This is a genomic window from uncultured Sunxiuqinia sp. (genome assembly GCF_947495665.1).
Lineage (GTDB): Bacteria > Bacteroidota > Bacteroidia > Bacteroidales > Prolixibacteraceae > Sunxiuqinia > Sunxiuqinia rutila.
In genome coordinates, this window is the sequence record NZ_CANLZV010000002.1 from 216095 (window position 1) to 231244 (window position 15150).

Annotated in this window: 14 protein-coding genes; 3 read left to right on the forward strand and 11 right to left on the reverse strand. The window is 44.4% G+C overall.

Translation table 11 applies throughout. From position 1 onward, the window contains the following. From Q1A18_RS03785 to Q1A18_RS03805, 5 genes are all read right to left on the reverse strand, one after another. Complete coding sequence (locus tag Q1A18_RS03785; RefSeq protein WP_299577535.1) at positions 1-1347, reverse strand: hypothetical protein; 1347 nt, start codon at positions 1345-1347, stop codon at positions 1-3. A 326-nt stretch (positions 1348-1673) separates the two neighbouring features. Then, positions 1674-2393 carry a hypothetical protein gene (locus Q1A18_RS03790; protein WP_299577538.1) on the reverse strand — a complete coding sequence of 240 codons (720 nt, stop codon included), beginning with the start codon at positions 2391-2393 and terminating at the stop codon, positions 1674-1676. A gap of 50 nt (positions 2394-2443) precedes the next feature. Continuing rightward, entirely contained in the window at positions 2444-3160 is a 717-nt protein-coding gene (locus Q1A18_RS03795) for a tRNA threonylcarbamoyladenosine dehydratase (RefSeq protein ID WP_299577540.1), read from the reverse strand. Continuing rightward, entirely contained in the window at positions 3153-3803 is a 651-nt protein-coding gene (locus Q1A18_RS03800) for a TatD family hydrolase (RefSeq protein ID WP_299577542.1), read from the reverse strand. The genes Q1A18_RS03795 and Q1A18_RS03800 overlap by 8 nt, the downstream gene beginning before the upstream one ends. 9 nt (positions 3804-3812) lie before the next feature. Continuing rightward, positions 3813-4226 (reverse strand): threonyl-tRNA synthetase editing domain-containing protein, encoded by a 414-nt coding sequence (locus Q1A18_RS03805; protein ID WP_299577544.1) that lies wholly within the window; start codon positions 4224-4226, stop codon positions 3813-3815. A gap of 118 nt (positions 4227-4344) precedes the next feature. On the opposite strand from Q1A18_RS03805, the gene Q1A18_RS03810 reads away from it, so the two are divergent. After that, entirely contained in the window at positions 4345-6543 is a 2199-nt protein-coding gene (locus Q1A18_RS03810) for a trypsin-like peptidase domain-containing protein (protein ID WP_299577546.1), read from the forward strand. Positions 6544-6591: 48 nt separating this feature from the next. Here the strand turns inward: Q1A18_RS03810 and Q1A18_RS03815 are convergent, their stop codons facing one another. The 6 genes from Q1A18_RS03815 to Q1A18_RS03840 form a co-directional block, all read right to left on the reverse strand. After that, a complete protein-coding gene (locus Q1A18_RS03815) occupies positions 6592-8013 on the reverse strand; it encodes a TlpA disulfide reductase family protein (protein ID WP_299577548.1) in 1422 nt (473 codons plus the stop codon). After that, entirely contained in the window at positions 7976-9088 is a 1113-nt protein-coding gene (locus tag Q1A18_RS03820) for a glycosyltransferase (RefSeq protein ID WP_299577550.1), read from the reverse strand. Before Q1A18_RS03820 ends, Q1A18_RS03815 begins: the two co-directional genes overlap by 38 nt. A 70-nt stretch (positions 9089-9158) precedes the next feature. Then, a complete protein-coding gene (locus Q1A18_RS03825; protein ID WP_299577552.1) occupies positions 9159-10190 on the reverse strand; it encodes a hypothetical protein in 1032 nt (343 codons plus the stop codon). Continuing rightward, the gene (locus tag Q1A18_RS03830; protein ID WP_299577554.1) at positions 10174-10728 is read right to left on the reverse strand and encodes a hypothetical protein; all 555 of its coding nucleotides are present in this window, start codon (positions 10726-10728) and stop codon (positions 10174-10176) included. The genes Q1A18_RS03825 and Q1A18_RS03830 overlap by 17 nt, the downstream gene beginning before the upstream one ends. Positions 10729-10739: 11 nt before the next feature. Next, on the reverse strand, positions 10740-11297 hold the full coding sequence (locus tag Q1A18_RS03835; RefSeq protein ID WP_299577556.1) for a sigma-70 family RNA polymerase sigma factor: 558 nt from the start codon (positions 11295-11297) through the stop codon (positions 10740-10742). A 217-nt stretch (positions 11298-11514) separates the two neighbouring features. Continuing rightward, a complete protein-coding gene (locus Q1A18_RS03840; protein WP_299577558.1) occupies positions 11515-12210 on the reverse strand; it encodes a hypothetical protein in 696 nt (231 codons plus the stop codon). 57 nt (positions 12211-12267) lie between these two features. Here Q1A18_RS03840 and Q1A18_RS03845 point away from each other — a divergent pair, with 57 nt between their 5' ends. Together Q1A18_RS03845 and dinB are read left to right on the forward strand one after the other, a co-directional pair. After that, positions 12268-13176 carry a cation diffusion facilitator family transporter gene (locus tag Q1A18_RS03845; RefSeq protein ID WP_299577560.1) on the forward strand — a complete coding sequence of 303 codons (909 nt, stop codon included), beginning with the start codon at positions 12268-12270 and terminating at the stop codon, positions 13174-13176. A gap of 744 nt (positions 13177-13920) precedes the next feature. Further along, positions 13921-14994 carry a DNA polymerase IV gene (gene dinB / locus Q1A18_RS03850; RefSeq protein ID WP_299577562.1) on the forward strand — a complete coding sequence of 358 codons (1074 nt, stop codon included), beginning with the start codon at positions 13921-13923 and terminating at the stop codon, positions 14992-14994. Positions 14995-15150: the final 156 nt, after the last annotated feature.

Genomic DNA, 15150 nt, shown 5'->3' on the forward strand with positions numbered 1-15150 from the left:
TTAAATATTAAAAAATATCTTATGAATCTCCTGAATTGCCTTATGCTTGTCTGCATCATCCACAATCAGGTAGCTTACCAGGTCGGAAGCCCCCGAGCCGCTGAGCAAAACGTTGATTGCATGTTTGGCCACGGCTGAAAACAGTTGAGCGGAGATGCCATGGTTTGTTTGCATACCATGTCCAACAATGGCGATAAGGGAGATGTTCGAAACAAATTCAATTTGGTTCACTGAACTCAGGTCGAGCTGCTGACGAATTTTTTCTGCTTTGGCAATATCGTTTTTATTAATAATAATATTGATGCTGGTTTGGGCAGTAATTACTGAACGAATATTGATTTGATGCTGAGCAAAAGCAGTGGTAACAATGGAAAGGATTCCGGGTTTAAAACCAACTCCCGGGCCATTGAGTTTCAGGATGGCAATGTCGTCACTGTGTGCTACACTTTTAATGTTTTGGCTTCCCTGCTTTTGCGTGGAGTTGATGGTGGTTTTCAGGATCTTTTTGCCTTCGCTCAACTCAAATACCTGAATGGGAATGTGCTGTTCAATCAGCGGTTCTACAATGCGGGGATGAATGGAGGAGTGGTGAAAGTAAGCCAATTCAGAAGCTTCGGCATAGGTCAGGTTTTCAATGTACGCGGAATGAGGGATAATTTCATCATCGGCGGTTTTGAATGATTTACTGATTTCCCAAAGCTCCAGCTGATCAACTTCAAGGATGGAAGCCAATGCCGCTGCTGTATAGTCGGCTGCACGTTCGCCAACCCGTGCAATTTTTCCTTCCGAAGTGCGCCCAAATGAGCCTGGAATTAAAGTTATCCGATCCCAGTTGCGGTTGCGAATGTTCTCAATCGAGGGTGATCGTAGAATGCTGGCATTGCCATATTCTGCACTGACCACCAGCCCGATATCTTGAGGATACAATAAGCTTGTTTCCTGGTTATGGTGGTTTAAAATATCTTGAAGAAGGGCGGTGGTGATGATTTCAGCGTAGCTTAAAACCTGGTCGCGTAGGGCCAGCGAGTAATCACCGGTGTACTGAATTCCTTGCAGCAAGCGTTCCAGCGGGAGCAAGTTCTGTTCAAAAACCGGAAGGCTTTGAAGTTGGTTACTTTGCGCTACCTTCTGGGCTTCTTCACGCAACTGGTTGAGCAAACCACTGTACGTTTGGGAAGAGGCACATATAAGCTCCAGTCCGGAAACCAGGATTTGCTGGATATCTTCTGAAGCGGAGATAACAAGCAGGTGCTCCTGCTCAATTTCTTTCAAAATGACGAGTAAAGACTGGATAATTTCAGGCTGATTGATATTATTTCCACCAAGCCGAATGACATGCACAGGCATAATTTGAGTGTTAAGTTAAACGAAAAATAAAAGTAAATGAGTTAGAAAAATCGGGGGTCGCCTTCACGCAGTATACATACAATACCAGATGAAGGCTATTGCATACACATAGACATGGATGGCATAGACATGACAGCAGCGCTTAGGAAAAGCGTAGAAGAATTGTGCTGATATGTTACTTGAATGTCCATTTGTTGCCTTTAATGTTGATGCAAACCTAGATATTTTTTCTAAAAAACAAAAGTAGTTTCCGAAAAGTTTAAGTCAGGCAACAATTAATTTTATGCACGAACAGCTACTGAAATGGCCGTGGCTTAGATGTTGTGTTATTGTACTTGCTTGAAAGTCATCTCGATTTGCAGATCATCTACAGGCAAAAGCAACTTGATGAAACTGGCGCTGGGCAAGGCCTTAAAAAATACTTTCCCGTGCATGGAATAATTACTTTCAAGCGTGGTGCGTCGAATGGTGCTTGAGGCCCACTCTTCACGCAGCACATTTAAATTATCGGTTTCAATGGCGTTTTCAACCGCACCGGCTTGAACGGCCCCATACATATCGGTACGTAAATAGTCGTTGTGGGGATTATCATCACTGAGGGCAGCCACCCCGGTAGCAATATCTATACCGGCTGCGAGAATACTAATGCCCAGGTGATTCTTGGCGCGGGCCTTGTTGGAAGATAACTCCTGATCAATGACTAGCAATTCTTCTTCGGGATCAATGGCTTGCACCGGATTTGGTGTTTTAACGTTTAGTAACGAGTCGTAAGCCATGTAGGCAAAGTTTACCGGATCAATCAGGATTGGCATATTGGATCGATTGGTTATGTGGAAATCGAACCAGTATTGGTCATTAATAGTCCGGTTAAAACCTACTTCGTAGATTATTCCATAAAGCGAATCGACCACAAATGATTGACCAAAAAGCCATTTTACTTCTTCTCGCTCTGGTTGCAGTTTAATGATTGCTTGAGGAGTGGAGCAAGACTGGAAAAAGATAAGTGCGATAAATGCAATAGAGCTAAAGGCCAGTTTTGTTTTCATGACGGATGGTGTTTTTTGTGGCCTTCCCCCAAAACCAATGCCAAACACGTCTATTTTTCCAACAAATCACGAACAACAACGGAAGCGCAAAAACACCCAAATAAAGGGGGCATGTACGATATGGTACCCACCGCAGATTTTTTATTTTGTCCTTCTTCGGCCCGAACGCGTTTGGGATCAACTTCTTCCGGAGAAAAAATGACTTTAATTCCTTTGTGTACACCCAGTTTGTGAAGTCGTTTGCGGATAACCTTAGCCAACTTACAGTTGTAGCTTTTGGAGATATCGCTTTGCTGCACCATGGCCGGATCAAATTTTCCGCCGGCACCCATCGAGCTGACAATCGAATAGCCAGCTTTCACGCTGTGATAAATCAGAAATACCTTAGGTGACAGGGTGTCAATGGCATCTACCACGTAGTCATAGTCTGCTTCGTTCAAAAGCTCAATCATGCGTTCGTCTTTCAGGTATTCATTGACAATACGCAGCTTAATGTCGGGATTGATGTCTCTGAATCGTTCCCCCAGAATTTCTGCTTTGGGTTTTCCTTCATTGCTGATAAGGGCGGGAAGCTGACGGTTTCGGTTGGTTTGTTCTACCACGTCGCCATCAACAATGGTCATTTGCCCAATACCAGCCCGGCAAAGTTGCTCAGCTGCATAAGCACCAACTCCACCAAGTCCTACCACCAACACATGGAAGTTTTGCAGTTTCTCCAGGTTTTCATCACCCACCATCAATGCCGTACGTTCTTGCCATTTAGTCATTTCCGAAAATTCTTTGATAATTATTGAATACCAATTCTTGCAGCGCAGTGACTGTCAAACCAAGAATTTGGGCTGCAAAAATATAAATTGTTTCAATTTTTTCGGTGCTGTCGTCGGTTTCAAAGAAAAGTTTTTCCAAGGGGATCTGTCTGAGTGAGTTCTGCAGCTTTTGGGGCTTTCTCAGTAATTGGGTTCCAAATGAAAAGTAAAAATCGTGGGCTAGAAGTTGTTGAGTCGTTTGCTGATTGCCCTGATAAGCATGAAGAATCCATGGAATGGAGCTCTTCCGGCTTTTTTTGATGCGGATAATGTCGGGGTAGGATTTTACTACATGCAGAATTAAAGGTTTTTGATAGCGCTCGGCCAGTTCCACCTGTTGAATGAACAGTTCTTCCTGCAGCTGAAGTGGTGTTTCAATTGTTCGGTCCAAGCCACATTCGCCAATTGCCATGATTTGATTTTGAGCCGCCAGCAACTCGAGCTTTTCAAGCAGGGCATTGCTATCTGTGTCCCGAATATGCCAGGGATGCAAGCCGGATGAATAGCTTGCATCCGAATGCTCCGGAAAAGCATGTTGGAGCAGATGGTTGATCAGCTGGATGCTACCGCCGGGCTGCTGGTGGTGGGTATGTATATTGACCAATGGCATAAGCTAAAGGGTGGCCCATATGCGTGCGAGGGAATAACCCGGCGCATCAATTTTTAGATCCAGAAAATAGCCAAAGGGGGTTTGTGTGGTCTCAAAATCCGCATTCTGTAAGCGTATTTCAGCCTGATCAAAAAGGGCTTTGGTAAAGCCAACACTTGCTTTTGACTCAGAAAGATGTGCAAAGGAATGCAGAATGACCCGTTTGCAATTGTTTTTTCGGGCTGTCCACTTTAGGTGGTTGACCAACTTTTTTTCACGGCTTTTTACATCTTTTTCTTCATCTTCCTGCTCTACCTGCACAAAGGCCAGAATCGCATCAGTTATGGTATCTCCATGGTTGATGGTTTCTGCTTCCTCCAGGTTCTTTTCTGCAGGCTTATAACTGAACTCATGGACATACATCACTAAAACCTTCATTCGAATTTGTTTTTAGAATTAAACATTCGATGGTCAAAATTATCATCTTTCAGGTTAAAACCTTTAAATTAGAACAAGTGTTATTATATTTTCCTAATTTTGACTGAATTTGAACTACATGGCTGGTTATCGACTGATATTTTTTGCACTGCTGATATGGATTGCCAATTCCGCTCAAGGACAACTGTCGGATGGCGGAATGCCTTTGGATGTATCCTTTCCCACTTCACTGAAAAGTAGTTCAGTCGTTGCTTTACCGCTGCAGAACAACAACTTGCTTCTAAAAAACAGCCTGGCCCAGGCTGATTCGAACCAGTTAAAACCTTTTCGTTTTGCCGTGCCACTGCCGGTTTCTTTAAATCCTGAAAACTCGGGGCGTTGGATTGAGATGGAGGACTATCGTATTTGGCAGTTGGTTTTGGTGTCACCGGAGGCCAAGTCGTTAAACCTTTTGTTTGACCGTTATCACCTGCCTGATGGTGCTCGTTTGTTTTTATTTTCGGCCGATCAATCTGATTTACTCGGCGCTTTTACATCAAAAAACAATCAGCCGCATGGCGGTTTTGCCAGCTCGCCGGTACTTGGCGACCGGTTGGTGGTTCAGTATGAAGAACCGGTGAATGCTACTTTTCGGGGAGAATTGTCGATCAGCCAGGTGAATCATGATTTTGTTGGTGTGAAAGCCTTGAAGTATGGGCGGCGTCCGTTGGGACACATGGCCGGATCGTGCAACATTAACGTGAACTGCGATTGGGTAAATGCTTACCAAGATGAAAAAAATGCCATATGTCGGATTATTGTGAGTGGCATCGATCTTTGTACCGGAGCTTTGGTCAACAATACTCAAAATGACGGAACTCCTTATGTCTATACGGCAGGACATTGCATTTCCACTAACAAAGAAGCCAATGAGTCGGTTTTCCTGTTCAACTACGAATCGCCCTACTGCGGTGAGATCGATGGTGATGCAAGCCACTCGCTCAGTGGGAGTGCTTTGCGGGCTATGTCTGATAGCCTTGACTTTAGTCTGGTTGAATTAGGAACAAAGCCACCAGCCGAGTATCGTCCTTATTATTTAGGGTGGGAGCGAAGCCTGCAAGTGCCAGACTCCAGTGCTACGATTCATCATCCTCAGGGCGATGTGAAAAAGATTTCAATTGACCAACATGCTCCGAGCATCAGAACCTACAGTTATGACTACATTAAGGATGCCTTTTTTTACATTGGAAACTGGGAAGAAGGCACTACAGAAGGAGGATCGTCCGGTGCTCCGCTGCTGAATCCGGATAAATTATTGATTGGCTCTCTGACCGGTGGGGCAGCAACCTGTGAACGCCCTTATGGAGACTATTTTGCCCGGCTGGCAATTGCCTGGGATTACTTTCCGTTGGAAAGTAAACAGCTTAAACGGTGGCTGGACCCAACCAATATCAATGTGCCATCGATAACCGGTTTTACACCTTACGAACACGAATTGCAGTGTGGGGCTTATACCAATTTTCGGGATGAAGATTCGCATGCCAAGCTTGAAATTGTAGAGGGAGGCGTTTCAAAAGGTTATTGGAGTGGGAATAATACTTATGGCTATATGGAGTTTGCCGAACGATTTGAAAAAACGGCCAGCTCTGAAATCATTGGCGTATCGATGGGCGTTGGCGAACTGTCTTTGGGACGACTAAATTCTGATGGCATGATTACGGTTAAGGTTTATTCGGGAGAATGGCTCCCGGACACCTTGTTGTACGCGCAGGACTTTAGCCTGCAAAACTTGGATGAAGGGGTAATGAATTATCTTGCCTTTGATCAGAAAGTGAAAACCAAAGGGCCATTTTATATCGCTTACTCGCTGGAGTTGCTTGAAGAGGAGGATGTGTTTTCCGTCTTTTTGGCTGATCGGAAAATGGATCCATTGAATTCCTTTCTAATAAAAGACGAGAGTGAATGGTATACCTATCCGGAAAAAACTGCAAGTAGAGGAGGTTCTGCTTTATTGATGGAAGTGGTTCTTTGCAACATTGATGCTTTACCGTCCGAGGATGACCTGAAAAATACAGAGTTGGATTTTGACGTTTTTCCTAATCCATTTCGTAGCGGACAAGATTTGTTTTTTAAGTTTCAGCAAACCATCGATCCTCACTTGGTTCAGGTGGTGGACCTCATGGGGCGCCAGGTGAGTGTGTCATATCGCAAGTTGGGAGATAATTGGCTTCGTTTTGATTTTGCCGGTTTGGTGCCTGGCAACTACATTATCAATATTCTGGAGGCCGATCCGAAGAGGCGTTACACGAGTAAAGTAATCTACTTGGGGGATTACTAGCTTACCTTGTTTTTAGCCACTTTTATGTTGTTGCTGCCGGTTCGACGGCTATGGCGTATTCAGCAACTGTTTCAAAATTATTTTTAAAGTTTCCACTGTTAGCTTTTTGGCGACGATTTTTTTATCCCGGTCCAGCAGGTAAATCATGGGTGTGGTTCGAATGTTGTAATTAACCTGCATGTTGCTTAACCGATCAGGATCCCATAAATTCAACCAGCCATTAAGCTCATGTTCTGCGATGAAATGTTGCCATTCTTCCTGATTATCCTGCGTGTAAATGGCCAAGATAGCTAGCTTTGAAGGATCTGTCTGGAGGAAAACTTCCTCGAACAGTGCCGGGATTTGTTGCTTGCAATGGCCGCACTCGGGTTCCCAGAAGACAACAACCGTAAAGGCGGTGCTTTGCTGATGTAAACTATGGTATTGCCCTTCTTCGTCGGGCAGAAACAGTTCGGCAGCGGTGCTTCCCACCAGGTTGTTTTTCCGGAAGTACACTTCGCGGCGAATGGTTTCCAGTGTTTTGGTACTGGCCCAGAACGCTTGCCCACTCAGATAGTATCTTTCGGCCAAAGCCACAAACACATTTTCCATTCCCAGGTATTCAGACTGCACGCTGTTATTCAGAAGAAAAGAAACAAGGTTTTGAAAGATTTCCGGCTGTGTTTTGCTGGCTTCAATCATCTCAACAGCTACCGGTAACACCGAATCCGGATGCTGAATCAATACCTTGTTGAAGTAGTTTTCCAGTTTGGAATGAATGGTTGGTGTGCGCCACATTCGGGTGTCCAGCCAGTCAAAATAATCCCAATAGTGGTTTTTATTGAATTGATAAGAGTACACGAACATCAAGCTATCGTTGGCTTGCACTTCTGCGGGAAAATCCGCTTTGTTGAGGACTTTTTGGCGGTTAGCAGCCATAAATTTGCCGTAAAACAAACCGGCTCCTTTTTCGGCTTCGCTTTGCCATTTTTGCTGCATCTCTGCATCCAGTTGGACCAAGCGCTTTCTGATTGGTTCCTGCAACTCCGTTTGCTCTCCGGATTCGGCTAGCTGCTGGCGCAGGCGTGAAGCTTCCTGCTGCTTTGTCTTCAGAAAAGTAACATAAGCCTGAAACCACTCGCTTTCACTTGCACCTTCGAGTTTGGTGTGCCCATGTTGCTGGCTGATTTGCAAATGTTGATCCTCGCCAAGCAGCAAATCGACTTGTTGTTTCTGCCCCAAAATAAGGGTGTAAATTCCCTGTGGATACGACTTACTCTTCAGCAAGCTGGCCTGCCCGTGCTGATCCAGCTGCAGACTGTCGTTGGCATAAAGCTTTCCGTTGTAATAATGGGCTAACACCACAGTGTCGTTGGGCTGATCCGGGAAACTGAGCTGAAGGGAGAAGGGCTGGCTGTAGCCAGCTGTAGCCAGGCCAAGGAGAACAAATAAACTAAATAAGTGCGTAAATTTTTTGAGCATTCTTTTCATTCGAAAATTGGTTTTCCAGAACTTCTTTGCGTTGGTTAATCTCTTCGGTGGTGATTTCTTCTTCAAACTTTTGTTGAATTAACTGAATCATATCCACAATATTGTCTGCAAGATAGCAAAGATGACTTAATCCGGTGTTTGAAACCATGGGGGAGTTGGTGATACAGTGTCGCCCAAGAAACAGCGAGGCCAACAATTTCAGTTTTAAGCCTGTTGACTGAAAGGTTGGAATCAGGTTGATTTGGGCATGCTGAATGAGGTGATTCATCACTTCCATGTCGGGGTTGCTGATAAGCGTGACGTGTGGAATCTCCGCAGCCTTTTGGATTAACCATTCTGGTGGGTTCTTTCCGGCAATCATCACCGGCAAGGTAATTTCTGTAAAAATCCGGTCGAGCAAATAACGCACAGCCTGTTGGTTTTCATTGACACTCAAATTCCCGTGAAAAAGAATGTACTCACCCAGGCCTTTTCGGGTTTCTACCTTGTCGAAAGGGTGAAATGCCGGAATGAAATCGCCCATCTGATAGTGAGTTTTAAAGTAGCGGGTATCATCAGGCGAAATACTCAGAATGGCGGAGGCTCTTTTTAATCGCTTTTCAAAGCAGCGTAATTTGAGCGCCTCCTGCTTGTAATAGTATTTGTAAAACAGATTTTGTTCTGAAAGAGCCAAATGATGGTAATAATCGTGTTCGACGTTATGGGTGCGCACAATTTTTTTGAACGCGCCCAGCAGGGGATGATTGAGGTAATAACAGGTATGGAGCCCTTCAAACAGAATGGGAACAATTTCTTGCTGTAAATTTTCGAGCAACTGCTTTGATCGCCTTGTATTCACGATGTAGGGAGAGGTGGAAAGCAGGTAGAGAAGTCCTTTCTTGCGTGGATAGTAATGCACCTGATGGCATAGTTTTTCCAGTTCCGAAGAAGTGTCTCTTCCGTACTGAAAGCAATGCAGGATGATGTCGATATTGGCTTGTGCCAGCGATCTGATTTTATAATACACATCAATAATGCCGCCATAATTGGGAGGGTCGGGGACATTAAAACTAACTATGTGCAATTTTTTCGTCATGTGAAGAATAAAAGTAAAAAAAAACCGCAAGTTTTAAACTTACGGTCATTTATTTTGTGCTTCAAAAGGCTTAATAAAGCTTTATTCCTCCGTAGCGGCTTTTAATCTGTACTCTTTTGCTGGTTTGTTCGCCAATGGTGCCTTGCACATAAAAGCTGTGGTTTTTTTCTTCGCGGTTGCCCACAAATTCATCTTCCGGATATTTCACATCACAATAGTCGCAAGACACGTCAATAGCGTAATCCTGGTCGTCAAGGCCAATTTCCAGACCGCCGTAGCTGTTGATAATTTCAATGCTTTCAAAGTCGTTTGAAACTTCATTAATTCGCACAGAGCCATACTGCGTATCCAGTACAACCAGTTGTTTGAGTTCCTCGATATCGTAGTTGGTATATTTGGAGTTGGCCTGAAGACTGCCAAGTTCTTCAACATTGATCCCATCGTATTTTGATTCCAGAACCAGTTGCCCTAATTCTTCGACATTCAAACCCGAATATTTCGAATCAGCACGGATGGACTGAGCCTGCCCAATGAATAATTTGGAATAGCGAAGTTCAGTTTGCAGGTTATTAACCGATTCAATATCGGCTTTACCATAAGCTAGTTCAAGGCTGACCGGACTGTTTTCCGGGGCTTCTAAATAGCCGGCTGTCATATTGCCGTAACTGATGTTGAATACCCCTTTAGCCGATAGGTTGTTAAGAATAAGATTGCCAAATTTATTGGTCACCTCCAGGTCCCGGTCGGCCGGAATATTGATCGTGTAGTCGATGGAGAAATTTCCTTTGGTTTTAAAGTCATCCTTGATGAGGGTTTCCAGAGTTAAAACCTGTCCTACGCGGCGCATGCTAATCTCAATTTGATCGAGCAGGTAGTTTGCTTTTTTCTCATTGGCGTTTTCCACAGTAATCAGCACATCAACCACTACCGAGTCACCGCCAAAATCGTTGATGGTAATGGAGCCAAACTTGTTGGTCACATCCAGCGCCTGAATTTGTGATCTCAGGTAGGAGGTATGTTCTTGCTTGGTGTAATCTGCTGCCTGAGCAGCCATCATTCCAAATGCCACAAGCAGCATCAGGAGGTTAAATTTGAGTTTCATTATGTGTCAATTTTTGTTGTTTTACTTCTTTTAACTTGTCAATAATCAGGGTAATCACACTGAGTTTTGCCTGGTAATATTCCAGCATGGCATTAATCACCCGTTCGTCATCAGGATTGGCTTCCAACTCTTTTTGAAGCTGGGCCTGCATCTGGTCAAACTCTTCCATTTCTCGTGTCATCATCCGTTGGTCTGCTTCGCTGATGAACCCGTCTTTGCTGAGTTGCTCCCATTCTTTCAGCCCCTGATTGATGGATGAGGTAAAATAATACTCCACCTCACCATATTCTTCCGACACCGATGCCAGTGTAACAGGTTCTGCCTGATTGCTGGCTAAGTGCATGCGTACCTGGTTGCCGAGCAATAAGACAAAAAGCAGGGAGGCTGCCAGTTGCAGGTAGAACTTGCGGTTGAAGCGGCTGCGATGCTTAAACTCTTTGTCCAGTTTCTGTTCAAAACGCTCAAAGTGTCCCTGGGGCGCGTCCTCTTCAAAGGCATCTTTGTTTTCCCGAATTATCTTCTCCAATAAATCATTCATAGCATCCGGTATTAGTTAATTGAAAAAACTTCATCTTTTAATAAATACTCTCTAAGCTTCTTTTTGGCCCTTAGCAGTTGTGACCGCGATGAGGAATTGCTAATGTTTAGTATTTCCGAAATTTCATCATGGTCGTAACCCTCCAGCAAGTAGAGGCTAAGTACCACCCGGTAGCCTTCCGGTAGCTTAAAAATGGCTTTTTTAATTTTTTGCACATCCACCCCCTGGGGCTCCATCATTGGCGCTTCCGTTTCGTCAGCCAGGCGTTCATCCAGTTCTTCAAACTGCACTCTGCGCTTTTTTAAGTAATCCAATGAACGGTTCACCACTATTTTTTTGAGCCAGGCTCCAAAACTTACTTGGCCAGCGTAAGTTTCTATTTTCTTGAATGCACTTAAAAAAGCTTCCTGCATCACATCTTCAGCCTCTGTTGAATTGCCAACAATGCGCAAGCTGGTGTTGTACATCGACTGATAATAGATTTTGTACAACTGAAACTGAGCCTCGCGTTCTCCCGCCCGACAGCGGTCAATCACATCTTGATGAATATTTTTATAAAGTGCTTCCAAGAGTGTTGGTGTTTCTGATTGAAAGACGATTGGTGCTTTTAAATTGTTGCATCAGTTGATCCTGTTTCTGATAAAATTTATGATTTGAAGACGGATTTCAATGATAATGATTTGACACCCTTGCTTTTATTGCTTTTTTGTGTTGGTTGAAAAAGGACAAAAATACAGCCTGCATCGCACAAAGACAATGCAGGCTGTACTTTTCAGGCTGTTTTTCCTAAAGCGTGTTCACATAAGCGATCACTTTTTGAAGGTCATCTTCCCTTTTTACATTCATTTTGTGTTGATCAATATAGGATTCTAAAGCTTCCTTTTGGGATTTCAGGGCCTTCAGCAAATCTTTTTCCTTACTAATTTGGATAAGCTCTCCATTCGAGAGGGAAAGATAAAAATTGGCTGGGCGGGCTTTGAAACTAGCCGGTTTTGGATCGCTGAAGGGTTTGGCTGGCTGAGATTCCAGAAGGCTAATGCTTTCTTTTTTGAGCAGGTTCACGGTTCCTTCCTCCAGCAGTTGAAAAAATCCTTGTTCTTCAGACTTGCTTCCCGGAGCTTTCCGATAGATGTAGGTTTTGTCCTGAAGAATAAATTTCTGGTACTGCTCCGGATTGGTCACGTACAGCACCAGATCCGACTTAGACAAAAACTCCATCCGGTCATCAAAGGCATTGTATCGTAAAGGAACTCCCTCATAGGAAGTGCTATCTTTTTGTATACTCCCTTTCACAAATTCTTCCGTAAGATAAGGAGAGCCATCAATAGCATCGTAAGTTTGTTCATTATGCTTGGAGGCATCTGGCATGCCAATTTCATTGTAGAAATCAAATAAATCACGGGTGTAAAATTTCTGGCCAAAGGCGAAGTCACATGTTAAGCTTAGGGGGATAAGAAAAAGAAGAATGGCTGATTTTTTCATTTTTTAGTTTTTATTCAGGTGTTACTGTTAATCAAATATAAGAAAATAAACTTTCCTATGAGCGATTTGTTAGGGAGCAATATGGAACATCAACAGGCACATAACCGTTTGGGTATAACCATTGTCCTGAATGTGGTGATTACGCTGGCCCAGGTTGTTGGTGGATTAATTTCCGGTAGTCTGGCTTTAATTTCAGATGCGCTGCATAACCTTAGTGACAGCCTGGCTGTGGTGCTGGCCTACGTGGCCAACCGACTAACCTCTCGTGAAAAAACGGTGAAAAGCACCTTTGGCTTTCAGCGGGCTGAAATTCTTGCCGCTTTTATCAACGCGTTGGTGCTGGTCGGAATCTCCTTTTACCTGATGATTGAAGCGGTTCAGCGCTACTTTAATCCGGCGATTGTCGATTTCCGATGGATGTTGTGGTTGGGCTTGCTGGGCATTGTTGCCAATGGCTTTTCGGTCTTTCTGCTTCACGAACACAAGCATCAGAACCTGAACATAAAAGCTGCCTACTTGCACCTGATGGGCGATGCGCTGACTTCGGTCGCCGTGGTGCTGGGAGCAGTGTGCATCTGGTTGTGGGACTGGTACTGGATTGACCCCACGGTGACCTTGCTGATTAGCATTTACCTGTTGTTTCATACCTATAAACTGTTAAAGGAATCGACAGAAATTTTGATGCAGTTTGCGCCGGATCACCTCTTGCCTGAAGAGATTGCTGCCCGGCTTGCCGAGCTGGAGCAGGTAGAGCGGGCCTACCACATTCATATATGGCGCCTGACTGATAAAACCATTCATTTTGAAGGGCATGTGGTGATTAATCGCGACCTGAAGTTGTCGGAAACCGAATCCATCAATCAGGAGCTTACCCACATCCTGAAAGATGAATTTGGAATTCAGCACATCACCTTGCAGCTTGAATGCAACGACACACAAGGTCATTCAGGGCCGGTGAGCCATTAGTAGATAACTATGCTATCTATGATTTACTGTATAAAAAGACCGGCTTTTGACCGGTCTTTTGCGGGTTGATCAAATACTTTCGCTGTTGTCCAGCCTCTGCTGTCCCCATCGCCCGCGAGGTGTTGACCTCAGATTTATCCGAAAGTATTGACTTCAAAATATCCCTGTTGAAAGTCTTGCTTGTTTTACATCAAACCACAACCTTACAAGAACCCACAAAAAGACTTTTTTGGTTGAAAGTCTTACTTGTTTTACATCAAACCACAACAAGTAGCTTCAAGTATTACCAACGTAACAGTTGAAAGTCTTACTTGTTTTACATCTTATCACAATAAGGCTATATGCCGAAGGAAAACATTCCTATACTCCCGCTTCGGTGGGAGTTTTTATTTACAGCCTCTTTAAAGTTTCGGTAAACTATTGTGCGCAAAGCAATTCCTGACAATTGTTTGAATTGCCCTGATACTTGTTTTTGACCATACAAATGCAGAGGGAATGGATAAGAAGTCGCACGCATTATTTTCATTCGAAGCAAAGGTTAAGGAGTTGATCTGATGAATTTAGCATATCGTAATCGAACTTCCCAGCAAACCTATGATTATTTCATGAACGAACCATTTTAAGCCCTAAACAGCTGCTCTGGCTACATGAACGAACATTTTGGTTTAATGCAAAAGGGGTATTTTAGGCCTTCGGGCGGTATTTTTTCTACTTTTGCTGGCAGCAATTGAGCGGCTTGTAAGGATGAACACACCACTACGCAAAATAATACATGTTGATATGGATGCCTTTTTTGCATCGGTTGAGCAGCGCGATGATCCGAACCTGCGTGGTAAGCCGGTGGCTGTTGGCGGAGATCATACGCGTGGGGTAGTGGCTGCAGCCAGTTACGAAGCCCGTCGCTATGGCGTCCGGTCGGCTATGCCCTCGGTAGTGGCCAAGCGTAAATGTCCGGATTTAATTTTTGTGCGGGGCAACTTTGAAAAGTACAAGGCCGTGAGCCAGCAAATTCGAGAGATCTTTTTTGAGTACACCGACCTGGTGGAACCGCTTTCGCTGGACGAGGCCTTTCTGGATGTGACCTTTGCCCGTAAAGGGAAGCCTTCGGCCACGCTAATTGCCCGCGAGATTAAGCAACGGATAAAAGAGACCACGGGATTAACTGCTTCGGCAGGTGTTTCGTACTGCAAGTTTCTGGCTAAAATTGCTTCGGATGAGAAAAAGCCCGATGGCTTGTTTGTGATAACCCCGGAGGAGGCTCAGGCTTTTATTGAGCGGCTGGAGGTGCGCAAATTTTTTGGAATCGGGAAAGTTACCGCAGAAAAACTCAACAAGCAGGGCATTTACTTTGGAGCTGATTTGAAGCAAATGGGGCAGCAGGAACTGATTCGTCAGTTTGGGAAGTCGGGCCAATATTACTACAACATTGTGCGGGGAGTGGATGAACGCCCCGTGGTGCCATCGCGCGAACGCAAATCGCTGGGGGCTGAGCATACCTTTGGAACGGATTATTATTTACTGGCTGACCTCAAGGAGCAGATGCAGAAAATTGAGGAGGAACTTTGGCAGCGCTTGCAACGGGCGCAAAAGTTTGGACGCACCCTGACTTTAAAAGTAAAATTTGCCGACTTTGAGCAAATTACCCGTAGCAAAACCTTGTTGCATAAAATTGAATCGGCACAGGTATTGCACCAAACGGCGCTGCAGCTGCTTCAGGCCGAGGAACCTTATGTGAAGGGCGTGCGTCTGTTGGGTTTAACGGTCTCCAATTTTGATGATCCGCGCCTGGAAGCCGTGCAGTTAACCCTCGATTTTTGAACCACCCGGTTAGTTGATTTCTTCAGTCTTATGACTCCTGCACATTATAACCTGCCTCTTCCTGTAACCGGATGGATGAAAGAGATCATATAAACTGGAGATATCCTGTTCATCCATCCGGAGTTTGATTCAGCCTGGTAGGCTGCCTATTTGATG

Coding starts and splice junctions, on each gene's coding strand:
- Q1A18_RS03795 (WP_299577540.1), bottom strand. CDS start 3,160: ATGACTAAATGGCAAGAACGTACGGCATTGATGGTGGGTGATGAAAAC.
- Q1A18_RS03785 (WP_299577535.1), bottom strand. CDS start 1,347: ATGCCTGTGCATGTCATTCGGCTTGGTGGAAATAATATCAATCAGCCT.
- Q1A18_RS03820 (WP_299577550.1), bottom strand. CDS start 9,088: ATGACGAAAAAATTGCACATAGTTAGTTTTAATGTCCCCGACCCTCCC.
- Q1A18_RS03815 (WP_299577548.1), bottom strand. CDS start 8,013: ATGAAAAGAATGCTCAAAAAATTTACGCACTTATTTAGTTTATTTGTT.
- Q1A18_RS03840 (WP_299577558.1), bottom strand. CDS start 12,210: ATGAAAAAATCAGCCATTCTTCTTTTTCTTATCCCCCTAAGCTTAACA.
- dinB (WP_299577562.1), top strand. CDS start 13,921: ATGAACACACCACTACGCAAAATAATACATGTTGATATGGATGCCTTT.
- Q1A18_RS03805 (WP_299577544.1), bottom strand. CDS start 4,226: ATGAAGGTTTTAGTGATGTATGTCCATGAGTTCAGTTATAAGCCTGCA.
- Q1A18_RS03830 (WP_299577554.1), bottom strand. CDS start 10,728: ATGAATGATTTATTGGAGAAGATAATTCGGGAAAACAAAGATGCCTTT.
- Q1A18_RS03845 (WP_299577560.1), top strand. CDS start 12,268: ATGAGCGATTTGTTAGGGAGCAATATGGAACATCAACAGGCACATAAC.
- Q1A18_RS03825 (WP_299577552.1), bottom strand. CDS start 10,190: ATGAAACTCAAATTTAACCTCCTGATGCTGCTTGTGGCATTTGGAATG.
- Q1A18_RS03790 (WP_299577538.1), bottom strand. CDS start 2,393: ATGAAAACAAAACTGGCCTTTAGCTCTATTGCATTTATCGCACTTATC.
- Q1A18_RS03810 (WP_299577546.1), top strand. CDS start 4,345: ATGGCTGGTTATCGACTGATATTTTTTGCACTGCTGATATGGATTGCC.